The organism is Streptomyces sp. SudanB25_2051 (genome assembly GCF_964272635.1).
GTDB lineage: Bacteria > Actinomycetota > Actinomycetes > Streptomycetales > Streptomycetaceae > Streptomyces.
The window spans coordinates 6,016,879-6,037,687 of the sequence record NZ_OZ186787.1 but is presented as its reverse complement, the minus strand read 5'-3'; the positions used below and the strand labels follow the sequence as shown (position 1 = coordinate 6,037,687).

Here is a 20,809-nt window from a genome sequence, read left to right as displayed (position 1 = left end):
GGCGTTCTGATCTGTGCGCATTCCGGCCCCCGCTGGCGGACGCCTCGCGTACGGGGGCTTCCGCGCGGGTACCCGGCCGCCCACGGGAGGAACACCGAGGCGGGAGGGACATGCCCGATCACGCGTCTCCACTGGTCGTCGTCACCGGGGTCTCCGGCTCCGGCAAGTCCACCGTCGGCCGCGCCCTGTCCGGGCGGCTTGGCGTGCCGTACGAGGAGGGGGACGACCTCCACCCGCCCGGCAACATCGCCAAGATGGAGGCCGGCGCGCCGCTGACCGACGAGGACCGGGCGCCGTGGCTGGAGCGGATCGCCGCCTGGCTCGCCGCCCACCAGGGGCAGGGCGGCGTGATCACCTGCTCTGCGCTGAAACGGCGGTACCGCGACCGGCTGACCGCCGCCTCGCCGCGGGTCTTCTTCGTCCATCTGCACGGCCCGGCCGAGCTGATCGCCGCGCGGATCGCGGCTCGGCGCGGCCACTTCATGCCGGCGAGCCTGCTGCGCTCGCAGTACGCCGCTCTGGAGCCGCTCGCGCCGGAGGAGCGCGGCGCCGTCGTCTCCGTCGAGGGGACCCCGGAGGAGACGACCGATCTGGCCCTCGCCGCCGTGCGCGACGCGGGGTGAGGCCGGGGCGGGTCCACAGGGGTGGGCCGGGTCCGGCCGACGCGCCGGACGGGGCGGCTCAGGTGCGGCGGGTGTGGCGGGCCAGGCCGGGGTGCGATTGGTACGCCGGACGGGGCGGGTGAGCCGGGCAGGTCACGTGCGGCGGGTGGGGCGGGCCGGCCGGGTGCGATAGATGCGCCGGTAGCCGGCTGGGACGGGTGGGCCGAGGGGGCTGAGTGGGTCGGCTGGGCCGAGTGGATCATCGGGGGCATCGGGGCGGGACCGCCGGGGTACCCGCGTTCCATGATCCTGTCGGTGGAGCTCCTGCCCGAGTCGGCGCTGCGCGACGCCATCGGGGTCGTGGTCCGGCTCGTCGAGGCCGCCGGAGCGCTGATCATCTTCCTGGGCGCCGTCTGGGCGTTCGTCCAGTTCGTCAAGGCGGGCCTGCGGGGCCGCGACCGGGTCGCCGGTTTCAACCGGATCCGTCTGAGCCTGGGGCGCTTCCTCGTCCTCGGCCTGGAGTTCCAGCTCGCGGGGGATGTGCTGCGCACGGCCGTCGCGCCCAGCTTCACCGAGATCGGGCAGCTCGCGGCGATCGCGGCCATCCGGACCGCGCTCAACTACTTCCTCGGCCGCGAGATCGCCCAGGAACGCGCGGAGATCGCCCGGGGCGACGAGGCGGGCCGCGCGGAGCGGCCGGCCGGGGAGACGTCGCGGTGAACGCCTGGCTGCAGGCCGCCGCCGTGCTGGTCACCGGCGCGGGGCTCGCCGCCGCCGCGGCCGCGTACCGGATCACCCGCGACGTCCGCCGCGCCCTGTCCGTACTGCTCGACTTCCTGACCGCCGCCGGTCTGCTGCGGCTGGCCGGGGAGCCCGCGTGGGACGGCATCCTGACGGCCGCCGCCGTGATCGCCCTGCGTCGGCTGATCGGCTCGGGCCTCGCGCTGTCACGGGCAGGCCCGTGGGCGGTACGCGGCGGTCGCCGGGAAGCGGGGCCGGCCCGGCCTCCGTAGCGTGGACGAGACGTACGCGGCCCCGCGACCCGACCCGACCCGACACGACACGACACGACACGACACGACGGGGCGCGTCCCCCGCCCCGGTGAGCCCGACACGGCGGGACGCGTCCCCGCGACCCCGACACGGCGGGACGGGTCCCCCCGCGTTCCCGCCCCCTGATGTGGAACGGAGTGATGGCCCATGCGCGCACTGACCGTCCGACCGGGGCCCGGCGCCTCGATGGAGGTCCGGGAACTGCCGCGCCCCTCCCCCGCGCCGGGTGAGCTGCTGGTGCGCGGGCTGGCGCTGGGGGTGTGCGGTACGGACCGGGAGATCGCCGAAGGCCAGTACGGCACCGCGCCCGGCGGGCGGGACTGGATGGTGGCCGGGCACGAGTCGCTGGGCCGCGTGGAGCAGGCGCCCGACGGCAGCGGCTTCTCGCCGGGCGACCTGGTGGTCGGGGTGGTCCGGCGCCCCGACCCCGAGCCGTGCGGGGCGTGCGCGCGCGGCCATTTCGACATGTGCCGCAACGGCCGCTACAGGGAGCGGGGCATCAAGGAGCTGGACGGGTACGGCGCCGGGTACTGGACCGTGGAGTGCGACTACGCCGTACCCCTGGACCCGCGCCTGGAGCGGGTGGGCACGCTGCTGGAGCCGGCGTCCGTGGTGGCCAAGGCGTGGCAACAGGTGGACGCCGTCGGGTCACGCTCGTGGTTCGAGCCGCGGCGCGCGCTCGTCACCGGGGCGGGCCCGATCGGGCTGCTGGCCGCGCTGATCGGCGTGCAGCGGGGGCTGGAGACGCATGTCCTGGACCGGGTGGACGAGGGGCCGAAGCCCGGGCTCGTGCGGTCGCTCGGCGCCGTCTACCACAGTGGCGACGTCGGGGACGTGCTGGACGAGGTGCGGCCCGATGTGGTGATCGAGGCGACCGGCGCGGCGCAGGTGGTGTTCGCGGCGATGTCCGGCACCACCCCGTACGGCGTGCTCTGCCTGACCGGGGTGTCCTCCGCCGGGCGGCACGTCACGGTGGACGCGGGGATGGTCAACCGCGATCTGGTGCTGGAGAACGACGTGGTGGTCGGCTCCGTCAACGCCAACCTCGACCACTACCGGCAGGCCGCCGACGCGCTGGCCCGGGCCGACGCGGCCTGGCTGGAACGCCTGGTCACCCGGCGGATCCCCCTGGAGCGCTTCCGGGAGGCGTTCGAGGCGCGCGACGACGACGTGAAGGTGGTCATCGACCTCGACGGGGCCTGATCACCGACGGGACGGGGCCGCCGCGAGGTCGTCGTACACGAGGAGCCCGTCGTCGCGCAGCCGCACGCCGGGGGTGGGCGAGTGCGGCGTCAGCCGGCCGTCGTGCATCAGATGGGCGGTGGGCACGCCCCGCGCGAGGACGGCGAAGTCGGCGATGAGCCTCCGGTGGCAGCGCCACCACACCGCCTCGCCGCACATCACGGCCGTACGTCCGGCCCGCGCCGCGCCGGTCAGCCGGTCCATGGCGGCGACGAAACCCGGTGTGCGGGTGTGGGCGGCGTACCCGCGGAAGGAGTCGTTGCGCCAGACGACGTCCGGGCTGTCGGGCGGCGGTTTGCGGAACCCGCCGAGGTCCGGTTCCCACCGGTAGGCGATGCCGCTGTCCGGCAGCCACCCGGCGAGCCGGTCCCGCGACACGTCCGGGTCGCGGCGGCTGCCCGGCGCGGTGCGCACATCGACCAGGGCCCGCACACCCGCGCCTCTCAGCAGCTGGACGATGCGCTCGCGCGGGGCCGTGCCGTGTCCGAACGTGATCAGGCTCGCTTCCATCCCTCCAGCGTGGCGGGCCGGACCGCGGCGCGCAGCCGCTGGGCCCGCCACCCGGGCGCCGTACGGGGAGCGCCCGCCCGGCCGACGAGGAGCCGGGACGGGGAGGTGTGCGGACCCGCCCGGCGTGGCACGCGCACCGGATGGCGAAACCCTGGCACCACCTCCCCGAAGCCCTGCGCGCCGAGGCCCGCTCCACGGCCGGTGCGGTACGGAGCGCCTGCGCGGGTCCCGGACGTGAGCGCGACCTGGCCGCCCAGTCGCTCAAGGCCGCGCTCGCCGCGCTGGTCGCGTGGATCGTCGCGGGCCACGTGCTGCAGGCGCCGATGCCGTTCATCGCCCCCTGGGTGGCGGTCGCGCTGGTCCGGTCGACGGTCTACCAGTCGCTGGCGCAGAGCCTGGAGCAGCTCGCGGCCATCGCCCTCGGGACGACCCTCGCGACGGCCGCGGGCATGGCGGTGGGCGACCCGACGCTCGCCATGGTGCTGGTGCTGCCCGTCACGCTGCTGATCGGCAACTGGCGCAAGCTGGGCGACCAGGGCGTCTACGGCGCCACGGCGGCCCTGTTCACGCTCACCACGGGCGACCCGAGCGTCGACCAGGCCGTGGCGCGGCTGCTGGAGTCGGTGCTGGGCGCGGTGGTCGGCGTGGCGGTGAACATGCTGATCAGGCCCCCGGTGTACCTGCGCGACAGCCACAACGCGCTGCGCGGCGCGGCCGACGCGGCGGCGGAGTGCCTGACCGGTATCGCGCGCGGCCTGGCCGGTACCTGGGACCAGGGGGACGCCCTCGCGTGGGACCGGCGGGCGCGACGCGTGACGGAGCTGGTCGGCGAGGCGCGGGAGGCGCTGGCCCGCACCGAGGAGAGCGCCCGGCTCAACCCGGCCGCGCCCCGCCGCGCCGCGCTGCTGCGGCGGAGCGGGCCGTACGCGCACACGGTGTACGTGCTGGAGGAGCTCGCCCGCTACACGCGCGACCTGACGCACACGCTGGTGGAGGCCGCCGACGACGGCACCGCCAAGCCGCGCCCCGAGCCGGACGTGGCCGGGCGGTACGCGCGGCTGCTGGAGCGGGTGGCCGTCGCCGTGGAGGCGTTCGGGCGGGTCGTCACGGACGACTCGCGGGAGGCGCGGGAACGGCTGCGGCGGGCGGTCGCGCGGACCGACGCCGCGCACGAGGATCTGCGGCGGCTGCTGGCGGACCGGGGCACCGCCGACCCGGAGTGGATGGGGCTGTACGGCTCCCTCCTGGTCGACGCCCACCGGGCCGTGCAGCGGCTGCTGGAGGAGCCGCCGCACGACGGGGAGCGGTCATGACGCGGGCCGCCCGGCTCCCGGGGCGGCGCGGGGGCGCGGGCGTGGTCAGGACGTGCCGCGGCCGGTCAGGTGGCCCGCCAGTTCGGTGAGCTTCTGGCGGACGCCGCGCGTGACGATCCCGGCGCCGTCGGGGTCGCGTACGGCGGCCTTGGCCGCCTTCAGTCCCTGCTCGCCCATGATGTGCGGCGGGATCGGCGCGATGTCGGCGTCGACCTTGAACTCCAGGACCACCGGCCGGTCGCTGCGCAGCGCCTGGTCCCAGGCCGCGCCGACCTTCTTCGGGTGGTCGCAGTAGACGCCCTTGAGCCCGAGGAGTTCGGCGTACCGCGCGTACGGCACGTCCGGGATGTCCTGCGAGCCGGGGAACTTGGGGTCTCCGGCGAGGGCGCGCTGCTCCCAGGTGACCTGGTTGAGGTCCTGGTTGTTGAAGACGCAGAAGATCAGCGGCGGGCCGCCCGCGAGCCGGTCCCAGTACCGCTTCACGGTGATCATCTCGTTCATGCCGTTCATCTGGAACGCGCCGTCCCCGATGAAGGCGATCACCGGCCGGTCCGGGTAGGCGAACCGGGCGGCGATGGCGTACGGGGTGGCCGGCCCCATCGTGGCGAGCGTGCCGGACAGCGAGGCGTGCATCCCCTTGCGGAGCTTCAGGTGCCGGGCCCACCAGTTGGTGGCCGAACCGGAGTCGGCGGTGAGGATGCACCGGTCGGGCAGGCGCGGCGACAGTTCGGCGGCGACGCTCTGCGGGTTGACCTTGCCGCCGAAGCTCTGGTGGGCGCGCCGGTCCAGGACCCCGTACCACTCGGTGACGTCCTTCTCGATCTTCTTGCGCCAGGCGCGGTCCTTCTTGCGGTGCAGCAGCGGGATCAGCGCCCTGAGCGTCTCGCGCGCGTCGCCGACGAGATGGGCGTCCATCGGGTAGCGCATGCCGATCATGCGCCCGTCGATGTCGATCTCGACGCCGCGCGCCTGCCCCTCGTCGGGGAGCCACTCGGCGTACGGGAACGACGTGCCGACCATGAGGAGCGTGTCGCAGCCGCGGATCATGTCGTCGCTGGCCTTGCTGCCGAGCAGGCCGATCGGGCCCGTGACGAACGGCAGGTCGTCGGGGAGCACCTCGCGGCCGAGGAGCGCCTTGGCGACGCCCGCGCCGAGGAGTTCGGCCACCTCCACCACCTCGGACCCGGCGTGGGCGGCGCCCTGACCGATGATCATGGCGACCCTGGCGCCCTCGTTGAGGACGTCGGCCGCCTTGCGCAGTTCGGCCTCGTCGGGCAGGACGCGGGGGCGGCTCCAGCCGATGCTGGAGTAGACGGAGCCGTGCTGCTTGGGCGGCGAGGGCAGCGCGTCCTCCTCCTGGACGTCCTCCGGGATGATGACCGTGGCGACGGAGCGGGTGGTGAGCGCCGTCTTGAACGCCCGGTCCACGACGTGCCGCGCCTGCCCCGGATGGGTGATCATCTGGCAGAACTCGGACACGTCGGCGAAGAGCTGTTCGAGGGCGATCTCCTGCTGGTAGGCGGAGCCGAGGCTCAGCCTGCGCTGCTGGCCGACGATCGCCACGACGGGCTGGTGGTCGAGCTTGGCGTCGTACAGGCCGTTGAGCAGGTGGATCGCGCCGGGCCCCGACGTGGCGACGCAGCAGCCGACCTCGCAGGTGAACTTGGCGTGGCCGCACGCCATGAACGCGGCGGCCTCCTCGTGCCGCGCCTGGATGAACTCCGGCCCGTCCTGGGCCCGGCCGAACGCGCCGAGCAGGCCGTTGATCCCGTCGCCGGGGTACCCGTAGACGCGCTCGACGCCCCATCCGCGCACCCGTTCCAGCACGTAGTCGGCCACCGAAGTCATGGCGTCTCCCTCTGGTCCTGCCGGACCCCTCGTGGTCGCCGCCGGCCGGGGCGCGCCCCGGCCGGCGGCGCGGTCGGTCGTGCCGTCCGGGTCACCATGGCGGACGGCCACAAACGTCCGGCCCGGCCACGGGGAGGCGGGGCGGCGGTTTTCCGCCGGGGTGGCGCGGGGCTAGCGGGTTTCCGCCTCGATGCGGTCGACCGCCGGGTCGGGGCGTTCGCCGAGGTACTCGACCCATGCCTTCTTGACGCACGGGTAGTGCGTGGCGGCCTCGACGAGGTTGATGAAGTTGACGATGTTGGCCTCGAAGCGGTCGCGGAGGGTCTCGTCGGTGATGCGGCCGTCCGCCCCGAGCTGGGTGTGGGCGGCGGCGAGGGAGAACATGTCGGGGTAGACGCGGGCGCCGAGGTGCTCCAGCGGGACGCGCAGCGCCCACAGGCCGCGGTTGCCGCCGACCATCGAGGGCGACGCGGACAGCAGGAGCGCCTGCAGTTCGTTGAAGGGCTGCGGGCGGAAGCGGGACGTCCAGTCGATGAGGTTCTTCAGGACGCCCGGCACGGAGGCGTTGTACTCGGGCGAGGCGATGATCAGAGCGTCCACGGCGGTCAGCCGCTCCCTGAACCGCTGGGCGCCGGGCGGGATGCCGTCGGCCCGCTCGGCGTCGGCGTCGTAGTCGGGCACCTCGAATTCCTTGACGGTGGCGAACGAGGCCGACGCGCCGTTGGCGTCGACGGCGTCCACGGCGAGCCGGGCCAGTCTGGTGTTGAACGACTCGGCCCTCCGGGAGCCGGTCATGACGAGGATCGACAGCGGGCGGCGGTCGGTCGTACTGCTGCTCATGGGGCTGGGCCTTCCTGGGACATCGGCTCCCGGACGCCGGCGCGCGGCGGTCGCGGGGCGGGGCGGACAGCGACGGCGGTCGGCGGCGGGGCGGTCGGACGCGGGGCGGGGCGGACGGCGGCGGTCGGGCGGACGACGGCGGTCGGGCGGCGGGGCGGGCGGACGGCGGCGGTGGGGCGGACGGCGACGGTCGGGCGGCGGGGCGGGTCGCCGCGGCCGGCGCGGGTGAAGGTGAGCGGGCGTCAGGGCCCGAAGCCGCCCGTGCCGGCCTCGCGGGTGACCCGGGGCTCGCGGGTCACCCGGGCCTCGCGGACCACCTTCGTCCACCCGGCGTCGCCGCGCCGGTCCGTCGCGTGGCCGGCCACGCGGAGGCGGGGCGGCGGCAGGGCCCGCTCCGCCGTCACGTCGAGCGCCATCGGGTCGTTCCTCCCTGCGTCGGGCGGTGGGGGTCGCGGAGGCGACGGGGCAGGGTGTCCGCCCGTACCACTGTGCGCGGGAGCCGCCGTGACGCGCACAGGTGGCGGAGCCATACGGGTCACGGCCGTTCCCCCGCCCACGCGGGCGGACGCCCGTCGGGGGTGCGCTACATTTTCGTCGCCTTGACCGCGATCACTCACGATCACCTTCTGCAACGGGGAGCCGGCTCACCATGATCGACATTGTCAACGGACTCGGGCGGGCCTCCGCCTACGGCGGGCTCGGCCTGGTCCTGCTGATCCTCGGGATAGTCCTGATGGACGTGCTGACCCCCGGCAATCTGCGGCGGCTGATCTGGGAGGACCGCAACCGCAACGGTGCCCTGCTGCTGAGCTCGGCGCTGCTCGGCATCGGCGGCATCGTCTTCACCTCGATCTGGTCGACGTACGACGACTTCGGCAAGGGCCTCGTGTCGACCGCCGTGTTCGGCCTGCTGGGCCTGGTGATGATGGCGGTGGCGTTCGTCGTGGTGGACCTGATCACGCCTGGCCGGCTGGGGGCACTGCTGGTCCAGCCCGAGCCGCACCCCGCGGTGTGGGTGACGGCCTCCTGCAACCTGGCGGTGTCCGCGATCGTCTCGGCGTCCATCGCCTGAGCGGCCCCCACCGCCGATCCGGCGCCCACCGCTTGGAGCGGGGCTCGAGCGGGCCGGGCGGCCACCGCTTGGAGCGGGGCCCGAGCGGGTCGGGCGGCCACCGCTTGCCCGGGCCCGACCCTGTCCGGCGTCCACCGCTCGGGGCGGGCCCGACCCGGCCCGGCGGGCCTCGCCGCCCCGGCACACCGGCACCGGCACCCCGGTAAGGCGGCCCGGAGACGGCCCGGCAACCCCCACTGTTCGTACTGCGTGTCGCTCGGCTCGGCGCACCACCGTTCGACCGGGTTCAGCCGGAACGGGCCGGTGGAGGTGAGGTGCCGGGGTGATGGCGGGCCTACCTTATGGCGCAGGCCAGGACGATCCGGCGGCGCGGCGCCTTGACCTCCCACGCGGACCGGCGCCGCGTCCACCCCTCCGGCGCGGCCCGCTCCCCGACCGGCGGGAGTCACCGCACCGCCCTTCAGCATGGCAGGCGAAAGCGCCCCTCGGCCCGGCAGGCGAAGCCCGGCCCTCGGTCGCCCCCACGTACCCCCCCCCGTACATGCCGTTCGGCCAGTCGACTCGACCGAGCGGCATTCCCGTCGCATTCCACGCCCCGCGCGCGGGACAGCGGCGCCCGGACATCCGCGACCCGGCCGGAAACGAAATGGCCCGGCGGTTTGCCGGCCACATCGGGCGAACCGCAGCGCGAAACCCAGCGCCTCACGACTCCGCCCGACCCCGCGTACGCCGGCAGTTCACGCCCTTTCCGGGAGGAGACCGGCCCATCGAGCCGCCTTGGGACCCCTCGGGAAGCCTTTGGAACGGTTTGCCGAGTTCGGGGCAAGCAGCCGCCGCCACAAGGGGCTTGACGCATCTGGCACGGTGGGGAATGGTGATCACGACGGCCAGGCGTGATCTTCATTCGGGATGGACCAAGGGGGATGCCCTTTCATTGCTCGCGGCCCTCAATGAGACATTGAGGAGATAAGCCCCCGCTGGTTCCCCGTCGCCGGTATCCACCGACGTCTTCAGGCGGAACCGGCGCATCCACGCCCAGTCGGACATTCCGGCGGCAGCGATTTCGGCGCGCACTTCGAAGGTGCTTCAGATGGCTGCGCCGAGCGTGGGTGTCCGCCTCGAAGGTGATTCGTTCCCTCCGGTGCCCTGCCCGTAGCCCGCTCTTCGGGCCGCTCGCGATTTCCGGCAGCGGTCATCGGCTGATCGACTGCCCGACTGCCCGCCCCGTCGCTCGTGCGGCCCTTTTCCCGTCCGTCCTGGAGTAACCACGATGACCCACCCGCTCGCATTCCGCCTGGACGGCGCAGCCCCGTCCACGGGCCGATGACGCGCCCCCTGACTGGGACGCCGCCCCGGTCGGCCGGTCCCTGGCTGTCCGGTTGCCGGGCGCTGCTGGCCGTGGCGGCGTTCGCCGCCGTCGGCTGGGACGTCGGTCACCAGATCCTGCTCTCCGGGGTGAATCCGGTCGACGCCCTGAGCTACTTCACGATGCTCAGCAATCTGTTCGGCGCCACGGTCCTGCTCTGGTGCGCCGCCGCGGCGCCCAGCTCCCGCCGAGACCGGTACCGGGGGGCCGCCGTCGTCTACCTCATCGTCACCGGGATCGTGTTCGCGACCCTGATGGGCGGCGGTGAGGGCATGGAGAACGTGAACCCGTGGAGCAATGCCGTGCTGCACCAGATCATGCCTGTGGCGCTGCTGCTGGACTGGCTGACCGACCCGCCGGCCGAGCGCATCACGGTTCGGCAGTCGCTGTGGTGGCTGGCCTTTCCCACGCTCTACGCCGCCTGGATCCTCGTGCGTGGGCAGGTCGTGGACTGGTACCCGTACATGTTCCTCGATCCGCGGGGGCCCGACGGGTTCACGCCGGTGATACAGAACATCGCGGGCATGGCCGCGGCCGTCGCCGTCCTCGCCGTCGCCGTCTCCTGGATCGGAAACCTGCGCCGTGCCGCGTCCCACAAGACCGCGGCGGAGGGATGAGTGCCCATGTCCGAGAAACTCATCCGCGAGGCGGCGGCGAACAACGCCGCATGGTGTGAGGAGATGTGCCGGACGCACGGGGTGCCCGGGGTTTTCACCGGGGGTTTCTGGGCTGCCCCGCGCCATACGGTTCCCTATTATCCGCATCTGGTGACGGTCGAGCCCGCCGTCTCCAAGAGCGCCGCCACGGCTTTTCTGCGCGCCGATTCCGGCGGCCGCGGGGGCGGCTTCGCGGTGAAGGACAGCTTCGCCGACCTCGACCTCTCGGACGACGGATTCAGCGTCCTCTTCGAAGCGGAGTGGATTCACCGGCCGGGGCGGGCCCCCGCCCCCGAGGCTCCGCCGACGCAGGCGTGGCGGCGCCTCACCACCCCCGCCGAACTCGCCGTGTGGGAGCGCACCTGGCCGGGTCCGGAGGATGCGGCGACGATGTTCCCGGAAAGCCTCCTCGCCACCCCGGTCCTGTTCCTCGGAGGATTCTCCGAGGGGCGGCTGACTGCCGGAGCGGTCGCGAATGCCAGCGGTGGTGTGGTGGGCCTGTCGAACGTCTTCGGCCCGGCCGGGGAAACGTCCGCGACATGGGCGGGCGCGCTTTCCTGCCTCGCCCGGGAGGCCCCGGGAGTCGACGTGGTCGGGTACGAACGCGGGGATGCGCTGGCCGCCGCCCTGGAACACGGATGCACGCGCCTGGGGAAGCTCCGCGTATGGCTGCAGGACGGCACCGGGGAATGACGGCCATGACTTTCACGAATGCCACAGCAACCATGTCAACCGGCATGCGTACGGCGAAAGGAACAGAGGCGTGGGATCAGCGATGAACGAAGAGATGGGGGGTGGGCGCAGAGCCGTGAGATTCGCCATCAGGTACCTGAGTTACCCCTTCCTCATGGCGGTGACGCTCGGCACCGCCATATGCCTGGTCGACACGTCGTTTCCGCAGTTGCTCATCGTTCCGATGGTCACTGTCTTCGCCTCGGTCTATGTGGCCGTGCTGGAACGGGTGCAGCCGTTCTACGAAAGCTGGAACCGGTCCCGCAAGGACGTGGTGACCGACGCGACCTCCAGCCTCGTCGCCCTCTTCGGGGTCGCCCGGCTGATCGAGCCGCTCTTCCTGTCCGGGCTGTTCGCGGTCTCCGTGTACCTCTCCCAGGACCTGGGCTACACGCTGTGGCCCACGGACTGGCATCCGGTGGCCCAGGCGGTGCTCGCCCTCTTCGTCGGTGAGTTCTTCTACTACTGGATGCACCGCTGGGTGCACCAGTCGAAGGTCGCGTGGCGCTTCCACGCCGTCCATCACAGCTCCGAGCGTCTGTACTGGCTCAACTCGGCCCGCTTCCACCCGGTCGACTTCTTCCTCGACGACGTCGCGATCGTCTTCCCGCTCGCGCTCACCGGCTGGACGCTGCACAGCGTCTCCGGCCTGATCATCCTCCTCACCTTCTACAACTGCCACGGCGTCACCATGCACTCGAACATGGACATCCGCCTGGGCCCGCTGAACTACCTCGTCCCCGGGCCCGAGACCCACCGCTGGCACCACTCGCGCAACCTCTCGGAGGCGAACAGCAACTACGGCGGCAAGGTCGTCGTGTGGGACCTGCTCTTCGGCACCTTCTACAAGCCGAAGGACCGCAGGCCCCCCGAGGAGATCGGCCTCGCCGACAACGTCAAGATGCCCGACTCGTACCTGGGGCTGCTCGTCGCGCCCTTCCGCTACTCGAAGCTCCCTGTGCGGAGCGAGCCGGAACCGGCGGCACAGGCAGGACCGGCTGAACCGGCTGAACCGGCTGAACCGGCCGTGGCCGCGACGGCGCCACGACAGCCGCAGCCGTAACCGCACTGTCCGGGGCGGGCCCACGGGTCCGCCCCGACCCCGTCGACGGCGCTGGTCTACCGGCTCCGTACCCCGCTCGCTGTGTCCCTCACGTCCGCCGCCCCGGTGGTGGACCTGTAGGCCGCCGGCCGCCCCGGCGGCGCGCACGGCCGGCACGGCGACCGACGCCTCCCGCGCCCCCGTACCCGAGGCCGCCCGGTGCCCGGCCCGCACGTCAACCGTCCTCGTTCGGCAGGGGCTCGACCTCCAGGTGGCGGCGGCGCCGCGGCCCGCGGTACAGCAGCGCCTCCCAGCCGAGCCGCTCCAGGGCCCGCGCGCACCGCTCCAGGGCGGCCTCCTCCTCCTGCGGGGCGCCGCCGCCCGGCGGGCCCAGCCACTCGACCCGCACCTGCCCGGGCCGCTCGCCGGGGCCGACCCGGTAGCCCGTGCCGACCCTGCGCCCCTCGGCGTCCAGCGCGGACGGCGGGATGCCCGCGGCCTCCAGCGCCAGGGCGACCGCCCGCACCGGCTGGTTGCGCTCCCACGGCGCCGGTACGGCCCTGGGGTCGCCGCCCCGGAGGTTGGTGAGCCGCCGGATCTGCAGCAGCCCCTCGTACGCGACCCGCACCTCGTTGGCGCGCCGCTCGGCCGCCGCCGCGTCGGCCTGCGGGTCGGGGCGCGGCGGCCCGTCCCCGGTGGCCGCCTCGAACGCGCCGCCCGCCCCGGTCACCGCAGCCGCCTGATGTCACCGCGCACCCGGTAGAAGCCGCCCGCCGCGGCGTGCAGGGCGTCCACCACGTAGCGGGCGCCGGGCTCCCGTATGGCGCGCGGGAACTGGACGTTCCACGACGGTTCGTAGCCCTCGGACACGACGTGCACGCGGAGCCTGCCGCCCTGCTGGACGCACTCCACGACGACCGAACCCGCCGGGGCGTCCGTCACGGTCGCCACCGCGGCCGGGGCCGTCGCCGGGGCGTACGTCGGCAGCGCGGCGGCCAGCTTCACGTCCCGGGCGACGGGCACCGTGCCGCGCTGGGCGGCCTCGATCGCCGCCTCGCTCGCGTCCACGCAGACCAGCGAGCCGTCCGTCGTCACCAGGTACAGCCGCTCGTCGCGGTACTGCATCGACAGGGCGGAGCCGCCGCCCGTGCCGAGCTTCCACAGACGGGTGCCGTCCCGGTCGAAGCAGTACACGGACGACGCGGCGTCCCCGGCGAAGACGAACCGGCCCCCGGGCGACGTGGCGCACGCGTAGACGGCGCTGTCGCAGGTGTACGTCGCCTCGACGCGCCCGTCGTCCTTCGACAGCCGCTGCACGACCCGGTGGGCGGTGCCGGCGTACACGGCGGTGTCCTCCTGCCAGCCGAACAGCACGCTGCCCCTGGTCTGCGTGTGCCACAGCTCGCCGCCGCCGTCGGGCGCGTACGCCGTGACGCCCCGGTGGTGGCCGTGGTAGACGGCCCGGTCGTCGGCGCGGACCATCCAGGCGTGCTCGCCCTGGCTGCGCCGGGCCCACTGGTGCTCGTCCTCGTGGTCGATGACGGTGAGCCGGCCGGCGCGGTCCGACACGTTCAGCACGCCCTCGTGGATGTCGAGCCAGAAGATGTCGACGTCGGCCGAGATGTCGTACGCGGCGAACGGCAGCTTCGACGACAGGTCGTACACCCGGCCGTCGTCACAGCCCGCGTAGATCCAGAAGTCGTCCGCGACCAGGCACTTGACGCCGTCGGGCAGGCTGAAGCGGGCGAGGACGGCGCCGTCGTGGTCCAGCGTGTAGACGTCGCCCGACTGGTTGCCCACCCAGCACCGCTCGTCGTCGACGTGGATGCCGAACGCGGCCGAGCCCGTACGGAACCGCCACAGCACCGGCGCGACCGCGCGGGCCGTCGACGGGGCCGAGGCGACCTGGCGGCGGGTCACGGCGCGCGGGGCCCGCCGGCCGGGAACGGCGGGGGCGTACCCCTTGCGGACCTTCTCGCCCACCTTCTTCGCCGCGGCGGCGCGCGCCTTCTCCACCGTCGGGAACGTGGAGGTCTGGGTCTGGCCGGCGGCGCCGATCCGCCCGTACCGCACCGTCACGACCTGCCCGTCGACGGTCACCTCGTAGAACTTGTGCGCACCGCCGCCGTCCTGCGACAGCTCCAGGTACGTCGTCTCGGCGGACACAGCAGCAGACATGACTGACAGACCCCTCCCCAGGGCGGACCCGCGGCCTGTCCCGCGGGTCCCACTGGAAAAACCGTAGGACGGGCCACTGACAATCACCCGGTCACGGACCCGGCCGGGCGGGTGCTCCCGTACGGAGCACCACCGCGCGCGGCCCGCCACGGGGTCGGCGACGATGGTGACGACGAGGAGGCGGACCACGGCCGCGGGACGGTTGACGCGGAGGAGGCGGGGAGCATGCGGCTGCCGCGGACCCGCCGGGCACGGGCGGGCGTGTCCCTGGGCGTACTGGGCGCGCTGGTGACGACGAGTCTGCTGCTGGGGCCGTCGTCGGGCCCGGCGGGCTCCGGCGCCTCGGAGGCCCGCGGCACGTCCCCGCACCGCGCGGCCCGCCACCAGGGGCCCCGGCCGGTGATCGTGCCGCGTACGGCGTGGCACGCGGAGGCCGTGTCGACGGCGCCCGCCGCCCGGTACGCGCCGGCGGTGCGGGCGGCGGTCATCCACCACACGAGCACCCCCAACGGCTACGACTGCGCGGCCGTCCCCGCGACGCTGCGGGACCTGTACGCGGGGCACGCGTACGGCCGCGACTGGGACGACATCGGCTACAACTTCCTGGTCGACGCCTGCGGCACCATCTACGAGGGCCGGGCGGGCGGCGTCGACCGGGCCGTCGTCGGCGCGCACACCAAGGGCCTCAACGAGGGGACCGTCGGGATCGCGGCGATCGGCACGTTCTCCGAGGGCGCGGAGGTGCCCGAGCCGATGCTGGACGCGATCGCCCGGCTGATCGCCTGGAAGCTGGACCCGGCGGGCGCCGATCCGCGCGGCACGGTCACCCTCGTCTCGACCAGCGACGAATCGCGGTTCGCGGAGGGGACGACGGCCGTGCTGCCGGTCGTCAGCGGCCATGTGGACGGCTACGCCACCCGCTGCCCGGGGGCCGCGCTGTACGCGAGGCTTCCCGACATCAGCGCGCGTGCGGCCCGGCTGCAACGGCGCTGACCCACGCGTCGGCAATCAGCTGGTGGCCCGCGGGGGTGGGGTGCACCCCGTCGTAGATCCAGTGGGTGGCGGGCGCCCGCCGCGCCGCCTCGTCGAACACCGCCTGCAGGCGCATGAGTTCCACGCGGTGGGCGGCGGCGAGTTCGGCGACGGCCTTCTGCCGCAGCTGCACCTGCGCGGCGAGCGCGGCGTCGAAGTCCGCGTCGGCGCCGCCGGGCAGGCTGAACGGTTCGCACAGCAGCAGGCGGGTGTCCGGGAGCGCCAGGCGGGTGCGGGTGAGGAGCGCGTCGTAGACGGTGCGGAACCCTTCGGCGTCGAGGTCGTCGGATTCGCCGTCCACGACCCGCCAGGCGTCGTTCACGCCGATGAGGACGGACAGCACGTCGGGGGCCGGGTCGAGGGCGTCCGCCTGCCAGCGGGCGGCCAGATCGGTGACCTTGTCGCCGCTCACGCCGCGGTTGGTGAACCGCCAGCGGTGGCCGGGGGCCCGCGCCGCGGCACGGGCCGCCACCAGGTACACGTATCCGTGGCCGAGCTCCGCGTTCGGATGGGCGTGCGGGAGCCGGTCGCGGTCGCCGTCGGTGATGGAGTCGCCCTGGAAGAGGAGGTGCGAACCGGCGGGCACGTTGAGCGGCATGGGCACTCCGTGAGCCTGGGGCCTGGCGGCCGGACCTGGACGGTTTCACAGGGAACGTAAGTTCCGCGCGCCGCCCTCGGCAAGAGCCCGTGAGGCCGCCCGCGCGTTCGAAAGTTTCGGCGGACGGGGCCCACTGCGTAAGGTCGGCTGTTTTCTGTTGTCGGGGCCGCGCCGCCGGGTCCCCCTACGACAGGACGTACGCGAACGACGGCGAGGCAGGCATGCACAGGGACAGCGAGCACATACCGGAGCTGGTGAGCGCCGCCCGGGCGGGTGACGGCCGGGCGCGCGCACAGCTCGTGGAGGACTATCTGCCGCTGGTCTACAACGTGGTGGGGCGCGCGCTGGACGGGCACGCCGACGTCGACGACGTGGTGCAGGACACCATGTACCGGGCGCTGGACGGGCTGGGCGGGCTCCGCGAGCCGTCCCGGTTCAGGTCGTGGCTGGTCGCCATCGCGATGAACCAGATACGCCGCCGCTGGAACGACCGCCAGCAGGCACCGGTCGCGACGCTGGAGCGGGTCGCGGAACGGCCCGATCCGTCGGGCGACTTCGTGGACCTGACGATCCTGCGGCTGGGGCTTTCCGGGCAGCGGCGGGAGGTCGCCGAGGCGACGCGGTGGCTGGACGACGACGACCGGGAACTGCTGTCCCTGTGGTGGCAGGAGGCGTCGGGGCGCCTCACGCGCGCGGAGCTGGCGGAGGCGCTGGGCGTGCCGGCGCGGCACGCGGCGGTGCGGGTGCAGCGGATGAAGGCCCAGCTGGAGACGGGCCGGGTGGTGGTGCGCGCCCTGGCGGCGAAGCCCCGGTGCGGTGCGCTGGCGCGGCTGACGGAGGACTGGGACGGGCGGCCGGCGCCGGTGTGGCGCAAGCGCGTGGCACGGCACGTCCGGGGCTGCCGGGCCTGCGGCGGGCACTGGACGGACCTGATCCCGGCCGAGGGCCTGCTGGCCGGCCTCGCCCTGGTCGTACCGCTGGCCGGCTACCCGCCGGTCCCGGCTGCCGGGGGCGGCGCGACGGCCGTGACGGCGGCGTCGACGGGGCTGCCCGACGGGACGGCGGGCACGGTGGCGGACGGCGGGTCCGCGGCCGTCTGGTCGTCCCCCGCGCAGGCGAGAGCGGCCGGTTCCGGCCCGGGCGGCACCGCCGGCCCTTCCGGCGGGGAGCCGGGCATGGGCGGCGCGGTGGGCGGTCGGTCCGGCGCGGACGGCTCGGGCGGCGGGGAGCCCGGTGTGGGCGGCGCTGCGGAGAGCGGATCGGGTGCGGAGGCCGCGCGGGGTCTGACCGGTCCGGCCGGCCCCTCCGGGGGCGGGGCGCGTTGGCGGCTGCCCGCTGCCGTCGGAGGCGCGGTCGTCGGCGGGCTGCTGCTGGCCGCGCTGTGGCCGGTGGCGCCCGAGGCGCCCGCGCCCCTCACGGAGGGGCCGCCCGGGGGCAGGGCCGCGCCGGTCACGCCGTCCGCCGCGCCGCCCCCGTCCCGTACGGCCTCCCCGTCCCCGTCCCCTTCCCCGTCGCGGACCGCTCCCCCGAGCCCCACCGCCACCCCAACCCCCACCCCGACCCCCACCGTCGGCCCGCGGACCGCGCCGGGCGTGGCGCAGCGGCTGACCGCGCTGGTGAACTCCCGTCGCGCCGAGGCGGGGTGCGCCCCGCTGCGCCTGGACCCGAGGCTGACCGCCGCGGCCCGCGCCCACGCGCGCGACATGGTGGAGCGGGGCTACTTCGCGCACGCCGACCCGGAGGGCCGCCACGCGGACACGCGGATGGCCGAGGCCGGGTACGAGGCGGGCGCCTGGGCGGAGAACCTGCACCAGGGGCCCGAGGACCCGGCGGTGGTCGTCGAGGACTGGATGGACGGCTCGATCCACGAGGAGAACATGCTCGGCTGCCAGTACCGGGACACGGGCGTGGCGGCGGTGCCGGGGCCGGAGGGCACGGTGTGGGTGCAGACCCTGGCCGGCCCGGCGTGAGCCGCGGTGCGCCCGCTAGGGCCTGTCTTTCGGATCAGCCCGACTCCGTGGCGCGGTGTCTTTGCCTGTGGGTGAGCGGGGCATGGTGCGTGCGGATGCAAGGCGGAGGAGGGAGCCATTGCGGAGCACTGGCGACCGACGACAACGCCGCAGACGTGCGTGCCAGGCCCCGCGGCCCCGGGAAGATCCGAAAGACAGGCCCTAGGCGGAGGCGCCGAAGTTCTGCACCCACCAGGGGCCGTTGGAACGGGTGTTGACGCCGACACCTATGTCACGGAAGGCGCAGTTGAGGATGTTCGCGCGGTGGCCGGGGCTTTTCATCCAGTCGCGCACGGCCGTGGCCGGGTCCTCGGGGCCGCGGTGGATGTTCTCGGCCCAGGTGCTCCAGCGGTAGCCGGCCGCCTCGATCCGGTCGCCCGCGCTGAGCCCCTCGGGGGTGTCGTGCTCGTAGTAGTCGCGGGCGGCCATGTCGTCGGCGTGGCCCTGAGCGGCTTTCTGCAGAAGGCTGTTGGGGCGCAGGGCGGGGCAGCCGGCCTTGGCGCGTTCGGCGTTGGCGAGCTCGATGACACGACTGATGTGGTCCCCTCCCCCGCCGGTTCCGCCGGAGCCGCCCGGCTGGGAGGTGCGGAACCGGTACGGGTCGGCGCCCTCCGCGCGCGGGGTGGGCGCGGCGGTGCGGCGCTTCTCGGGGGCCGCGGGGCGCGCGGCGGCGGAGGCCGCGGCGGACTTGGTGGGCGCCGGACGGGACGCGGAGGGGCTCGCGCTCGCGGACGGCGATGCCGACGCCGAGGGCGGCGCGCTGGGTATGCCGGCGCTCCGGGTGGGGGTGGTGGCGGGGATGCCCGTCACGCGGCCGTCGAGGGACGGAACGGGCGCGACCGTACGCGCGGCCAGGGAGCCGTCCTCGTCGCCGGTGCCGCCGAGTACGAACGTCCCGGTCGCCACCGCGGCGACGGCGACCGTACCGGCGACGACGGTGCCGATGCCCTGGTAGCTCCAGCGGCGCTTGGCGTGGCGGTGGGGCGCCGCCGCGGCCCGGCGGCCACCGGAACGGCGACGCCGCCCGTGCCGGGCCGCCTCCCGCCGCGTGGCGCCGGAGTGGTCCTGGGGGTCTCGGGGGTGCTGCACGGAAACTCCGCTCTCTGCTCTCCTGCAAGGGGTGCCGGCTGTGGTCCGGCGACTGGGAGATCGGGCGCGGCGGCGGCGACAACACTTTCCTCGAAGATTTTTTCGCGAAAGCTACCTGCTGGACCGGCCCAGCGAAACCGCCGCCCGGTACGCACGCCCCGGACCGACCCCGCTGCCGCAGAGCGCCCCCGCCCGCCGCCGGACCGGCTCGGCGGAAGTGCCGGTCTGGGCGGGCGTTTCCGACTACCTGCCGGCGTCCTCGGCGAGGGTGTGGGCGACGAGGGCGTTGGCGTGGCCGTGCCCCAGGCCGTGTTCTGACTTGAGCCAGCCGACCAGCTCCATGTGCCGGGTGAGCGGGGAGGTGCGGATGAGCTCCTTCCACTCCGCGACCGGGCGGCCGTACTTCTTCTCGATGGAGGGGAAGTAGCTGGCGGGACCCTTCACCGTGTCGGTCATGAGATGCCCTTCTTGCTGGACGAACTGGATGATCTTGAGGTTGTCGATGAGACGTGCGAGGCCCGCTGTCGTCTAGCGGCGCGCCGGGGTCATGGCCAGGCGGGCCGTCACCGCGGCCAGCCACAGCAGGCCGAGGCCCGCTCCCGCGGTGAACGCGAGCACGGAGACGGCCGAGGACATGAATCCGGCGAGGACGGCGACGGGCACGAGGCGGGAGGCGACGGCCCAGCCGCGGTGGCCGCGGGCGGCGAGCGGACGGGCCAGGACGACGAGCGCCGCGCACAGAGCGAGGTAGCCGGCCGTCCCCGCCAGCATGTGCGCGAGGCCGTGGCCGCTCATCGCGGTGGTGGCGGGGGCGCCGGCGGGGAAGCCCGCGCCCGCGTCGGCCGGGAAGAGCGCGGCGGCCCAGAACGACGCGCCGAAGACCCCGACCAGGGCCGGCCCCCAGGTGCCGCCCGCACCGCCGCCCAGCGCGCGGCGCAGCCCGACCGCGCCCGCGATCAGCAGGGCGCCCGCCGCGAGGAAGTTCGCCGTCTGGATCCAGCCCGCCTCGCCGAGGGCGAGCTGGCTGATCGCGTTGCGCCCGAAGTCGAACCCGTCGCGGACGAGTCCCTGGGCGATGCCCGCCGCGAGGAACAGCGGCCCCGCGACGACCGCTCCGGCCATCAGCCCACGAGCCGCCGACCCCGACGTGGACGAGCTGTGGTCGGCGTGGGGGCGTGCGCTGAGCGTCTGGGTCATGTCGGGCCTTCCTCGTTCGCGTTTCGGTCGCACATATGACCGAGGGCGGGCGGTGAAGTCATCGACGGGGAGAGCGTGACCTGCATCACACTGACGGGACACGCGTCGGGCGGAGGGTGGGAGCCGCCCGGCGAGGCACCGCGGGCAGGCGGGCGGTGCCGTCTCGTGCGCAGCTGGAGGCGGGTCGTCCCTGGACCGCCAGCCCGGCGCCCGCGCGGTTCGCGTCCGGGCTACTGGCGCTGCTCGCCGTCCTCGCCTTCGGTCTCCGGGACCGCTCCGCCGCCTTCCCCTCGATCGCCTTCCCCTGGATGCCCGACGGCGCCACGGTGTACGACGCCCTGAACGAGTGACGCCACCGCCCGGTCCACCGGGAGACGGGGCCTTGGGAGGGGTGGGGTCGTCCCTCCGGGCGGTCCGGGGTGCGGCGGGG

The 20,809-nt window shown here is 74.4% G+C and carries 22 protein-coding genes; 12 read left to right on the top strand and 10 right to left on the bottom strand.

All coding sequences use genetic code 11. The features are described 5' to 3' along the window. Window positions 1-110: 110 nt before the first annotated feature. From ACSUPT_RS26565 to ACSUPT_RS26550, 4 genes are all read left to right on the top strand, one after another. A complete protein-coding gene (locus tag ACSUPT_RS26565) occupies window positions 111-623 on the top strand; it encodes a gluconokinase (RefSeq protein ID WP_404145343.1) in 513 nt (170 codons plus the stop codon). A gap of 282 nt (window positions 624-905) precedes the next feature. Continuing rightward, entirely contained in the window at window positions 906-1,322 is a 417-nt protein-coding gene (locus tag ACSUPT_RS26560) for a DUF1622 domain-containing protein (RefSeq protein WP_361663735.1), read from the top strand. Then, entirely contained in the window at window positions 1,319-1,615 is a 297-nt protein-coding gene (locus tag ACSUPT_RS26555; RefSeq protein ID WP_436945817.1) for a hypothetical protein, read from the top strand. Before ACSUPT_RS26560 ends, ACSUPT_RS26555 begins: the two co-directional genes overlap by 4 nt. Before the next feature lie 187 nt (window positions 1,616-1,802). After that, window positions 1,803-2,858: a glucose 1-dehydrogenase gene (locus ACSUPT_RS26550; protein ID WP_436945816.1), complete on the top strand. Its 1,056-nt coding sequence runs from the start codon at window positions 1,803-1,805 to the stop codon at window positions 2,856-2,858. On the opposite strand, the gene ACSUPT_RS26545 is transcribed toward ACSUPT_RS26550, so the two are convergent. After that, window positions 2,859-3,407 carry a DUF488 domain-containing protein gene (locus tag ACSUPT_RS26545; RefSeq protein WP_361663738.1) on the bottom strand — a complete coding sequence of 183 codons (549 nt, stop codon included), beginning with the start codon at window positions 3,405-3,407 and terminating at the stop codon, window positions 2,859-2,861. A 140-nt stretch (window positions 3,408-3,547) separates the two neighbouring features. Here ACSUPT_RS26545 and ACSUPT_RS26540 point away from each other — a divergent pair, with 140 nt between their 5' ends. Then, complete coding sequence (locus ACSUPT_RS26540) at window positions 3,548-4,720, top strand: FUSC family protein (protein ID WP_351966284.1); 1,173 nt, start codon at window positions 3,548-3,550, stop codon at window positions 4,718-4,720. Between the two features lie 45 nt (window positions 4,721-4,765). Here ACSUPT_RS26540 and ACSUPT_RS26535 read toward each other — a convergent pair whose 3' ends face one another. The 3 genes from ACSUPT_RS26535 to ACSUPT_RS26525 all read right to left on the bottom strand — a co-directional run bounded on the left by ACSUPT_RS26535 (window position 4,766) and on the right by ACSUPT_RS26525 (window position 7,824). After that, a complete protein-coding gene (locus tag ACSUPT_RS26535) occupies window positions 4,766-6,568 on the bottom strand; it encodes a thiamine pyrophosphate-requiring protein (protein WP_361663741.1) in 1,803 nt (600 codons plus the stop codon). A 171-nt stretch (window positions 6,569-6,739) separates the two neighbouring features. Then, window positions 6,740-7,408, bottom strand: a complete 669-nt coding sequence (locus tag ACSUPT_RS26530; RefSeq protein ID WP_361664907.1) for an NADPH-dependent FMN reductase — start codon at window positions 7,406-7,408, stop codon at window positions 6,740-6,742. A 242-nt stretch (window positions 7,409-7,650) separates the two neighbouring features. Further along, window positions 7,651-7,824, bottom strand: coding sequence for a hypothetical protein (locus ACSUPT_RS26525; protein WP_436945815.1), 174 nt, complete (start codon window positions 7,822-7,824; stop codon window positions 7,651-7,653). A 233-nt stretch (window positions 7,825-8,057) separates the two neighbouring features. Here ACSUPT_RS26525 and ACSUPT_RS26520 point away from each other — a divergent pair, with 233 nt between their 5' ends. From ACSUPT_RS26520 to ACSUPT_RS26505, 4 genes are all read left to right on the top strand, one after another. Continuing rightward, on the top strand, window positions 8,058-8,480 hold the full coding sequence (locus ACSUPT_RS26520) for a DUF350 domain-containing protein (protein ID WP_351968464.1): 423 nt from the start codon (window positions 8,058-8,060) through the stop codon (window positions 8,478-8,480). Window positions 8,481-9,803: 1,323 nt separating this feature from the next. Further along, window positions 9,804-10,463 carry a Pr6Pr family membrane protein gene (locus tag ACSUPT_RS26515; protein ID WP_361664912.1) on the top strand — a complete coding sequence of 220 codons (660 nt, stop codon included), beginning with the start codon at window positions 9,804-9,806 and terminating at the stop codon, window positions 10,461-10,463. A gap of 6 nt (window positions 10,464-10,469) precedes the next feature. Then, window positions 10,470-11,195, top strand: coding sequence for a hypothetical protein (locus tag ACSUPT_RS26510; protein ID WP_436945814.1), 726 nt, complete (start codon window positions 10,470-10,472; stop codon window positions 11,193-11,195). A 115-nt stretch (window positions 11,196-11,310) separates the two neighbouring features. Continuing rightward, window positions 11,311-12,297: a sterol desaturase family protein gene (locus ACSUPT_RS26505; protein WP_436945813.1), complete on the top strand. Its 987-nt coding sequence runs from the start codon at window positions 11,311-11,313 to the stop codon at window positions 12,295-12,297. Between the two features lie 214 nt (window positions 12,298-12,511). Here the strand turns inward: ACSUPT_RS26505 and ACSUPT_RS26500 are convergent, their stop codons facing one another. Together ACSUPT_RS26500 and ACSUPT_RS26495 are read right to left on the bottom strand one after the other, a co-directional pair. After that, window positions 12,512-13,006 carry a hypothetical protein gene (locus tag ACSUPT_RS26500; protein ID WP_351968460.1) on the bottom strand — a complete coding sequence of 165 codons (495 nt, stop codon included), beginning with the start codon at window positions 13,004-13,006 and terminating at the stop codon, window positions 12,512-12,514. After that, a complete protein-coding gene (locus ACSUPT_RS26495; protein ID WP_436945811.1) occupies window positions 13,003-14,454 on the bottom strand; it encodes a WGR domain-containing protein in 1,452 nt (483 codons plus the stop codon). Before ACSUPT_RS26495 ends, ACSUPT_RS26500 begins: the two co-directional genes overlap by 4 nt. Window positions 14,455-14,679: 225 nt before the next feature. Between ACSUPT_RS26495 and ACSUPT_RS26490 the strand changes: the two genes are divergently transcribed. Then, window positions 14,680-15,447: a peptidoglycan recognition protein family protein gene (locus ACSUPT_RS26490; RefSeq protein ID WP_403505422.1), complete on the top strand. Its 768-nt coding sequence runs from the start codon at window positions 14,680-14,682 to the stop codon at window positions 15,445-15,447. On the opposite strand, the gene ACSUPT_RS26485 is transcribed toward ACSUPT_RS26490, so the two are convergent. Then, window positions 15,413-16,084 carry an SGNH/GDSL hydrolase family protein gene (locus ACSUPT_RS26485; protein ID WP_399219919.1) on the bottom strand — a complete coding sequence of 224 codons (672 nt, stop codon included), beginning with the start codon at window positions 16,082-16,084 and terminating at the stop codon, window positions 15,413-15,415. The genes ACSUPT_RS26490 and ACSUPT_RS26485 overlap by 35 nt on opposite strands. Window positions 16,085-16,305: 221 nt before the next feature. Between ACSUPT_RS26485 and ACSUPT_RS26480 the strand changes: the two genes are divergently transcribed. Beyond that, a complete protein-coding gene (locus tag ACSUPT_RS26480) occupies window positions 16,306-18,054 on the top strand; it encodes a sigma-70 family RNA polymerase sigma factor (RefSeq protein WP_436945808.1) in 1,749 nt (582 codons plus the stop codon). Window positions 18,055-18,255: 201 nt separating this feature from the next. On the opposite strand, the gene ACSUPT_RS26475 is transcribed toward ACSUPT_RS26480, so the two are convergent. From ACSUPT_RS26475 to ACSUPT_RS26465, 3 genes are all read right to left on the bottom strand, one after another. After that, a complete protein-coding gene (locus tag ACSUPT_RS26475) occupies window positions 18,256-19,182 on the bottom strand; it encodes a CAP domain-containing protein (RefSeq protein WP_436945806.1) in 927 nt (308 codons plus the stop codon). A gap of 243 nt (window positions 19,183-19,425) precedes the next feature. Continuing rightward, a complete protein-coding gene (locus tag ACSUPT_RS26470) occupies window positions 19,426-19,638 on the bottom strand; it encodes a DUF4287 domain-containing protein (protein ID WP_351967864.1) in 213 nt (70 codons plus the stop codon). Between the two features lie 72 nt (window positions 19,639-19,710). Beyond that, on the bottom strand, window positions 19,711-20,379 hold the full coding sequence (locus ACSUPT_RS26465; protein ID WP_436945805.1) for a DUF998 domain-containing protein: 669 nt from the start codon (window positions 20,377-20,379) through the stop codon (window positions 19,711-19,713). Window positions 20,380-20,534: 155 nt separating this feature from the next. Here ACSUPT_RS26465 and ACSUPT_RS26460 point away from each other — a divergent pair, with 155 nt between their 5' ends. Then, entirely contained in the window at window positions 20,535-20,729 is a 195-nt protein-coding gene (locus ACSUPT_RS26460; protein ID WP_436945804.1) for a hypothetical protein, read from the top strand. Window positions 20,730-20,809: the final 80 nt, after the last annotated feature.

Excerpts from the sequence above, each read along its gene's own strand:
- ACSUPT_RS26520 (WP_351968464.1), top strand. The coding sequence starts at position 8,058 with ATGATCGACATTGTCAACGGACTCGGGCGGGCCTCCGCCTACGGCGGG.
- ACSUPT_RS26495 (WP_436945811.1), bottom strand. The coding sequence starts at position 14,454 with ATGTCTGCTGCTGTGTCCGCCGAGACGACGTACCTGGAGCTGTCGCAG.
- ACSUPT_RS26480 (WP_436945808.1), top strand. The coding sequence starts at position 16,306 with ATGCACAGGGACAGCGAGCACATACCGGAGCTGGTGAGCGCCGCCCGG.
- ACSUPT_RS26485 (WP_399219919.1), bottom strand. The coding sequence starts at position 16,084 with ATGCCGCTCAACGTGCCCGCCGGTTCGCACCTCCTCTTCCAGGGCGAC.
- ACSUPT_RS26565 (WP_404145343.1), top strand. The coding sequence starts at position 111 with ATGCCCGATCACGCGTCTCCACTGGTCGTCGTCACCGGGGTCTCCGGC.
- ACSUPT_RS26525 (WP_436945815.1), bottom strand. The coding sequence starts at position 7,824 with ATGGCGCTCGACGTGACGGCGGAGCGGGCCCTGCCGCCGCCCCGCCTC.
- ACSUPT_RS26470 (WP_351967864.1), bottom strand. The coding sequence starts at position 19,638 with ATGACCGACACGGTGAAGGGTCCCGCCAGCTACTTCCCCTCCATCGAG.
- ACSUPT_RS26560 (WP_361663735.1), top strand. The coding sequence starts at position 906 with ATGATCCTGTCGGTGGAGCTCCTGCCCGAGTCGGCGCTGCGCGACGCC.
- ACSUPT_RS26545 (WP_361663738.1), bottom strand. The coding sequence starts at position 3,407 with ATGGAAGCGAGCCTGATCACGTTCGGACACGGCACGGCCCCGCGCGAG.
- ACSUPT_RS26535 (WP_361663741.1), bottom strand. The coding sequence starts at position 6,568 with ATGACTTCGGTGGCCGACTACGTGCTGGAACGGGTGCGCGGATGGGGC.
- ACSUPT_RS26490 (WP_403505422.1), top strand. The coding sequence starts at position 14,680 with ATGCGGCTGCCGCGGACCCGCCGGGCACGGGCGGGCGTGTCCCTGGGC.
- ACSUPT_RS26515 (WP_361664912.1), top strand. The coding sequence starts at position 9,804 with ATGACGCGCCCCCTGACTGGGACGCCGCCCCGGTCGGCCGGTCCCTGG.
- ACSUPT_RS26540 (WP_351966284.1), top strand. The coding sequence starts at position 3,548 with ATGGCGAAACCCTGGCACCACCTCCCCGAAGCCCTGCGCGCCGAGGCC.
- ACSUPT_RS26530 (WP_361664907.1), bottom strand. The coding sequence starts at position 7,408 with ATGAGCAGCAGTACGACCGACCGCCGCCCGCTGTCGATCCTCGTCATG.
- ACSUPT_RS26510 (WP_436945814.1), top strand. The coding sequence starts at position 10,470 with ATGTCCGAGAAACTCATCCGCGAGGCGGCGGCGAACAACGCCGCATGG.
- ACSUPT_RS26550 (WP_436945816.1), top strand. The coding sequence starts at position 1,803 with ATGCGCGCACTGACCGTCCGACCGGGGCCCGGCGCCTCGATGGAGGTC.
- ACSUPT_RS26465 (WP_436945805.1), bottom strand. The coding sequence starts at position 20,379 with ATGACCCAGACGCTCAGCGCACGCCCCCACGCCGACCACAGCTCGTCC.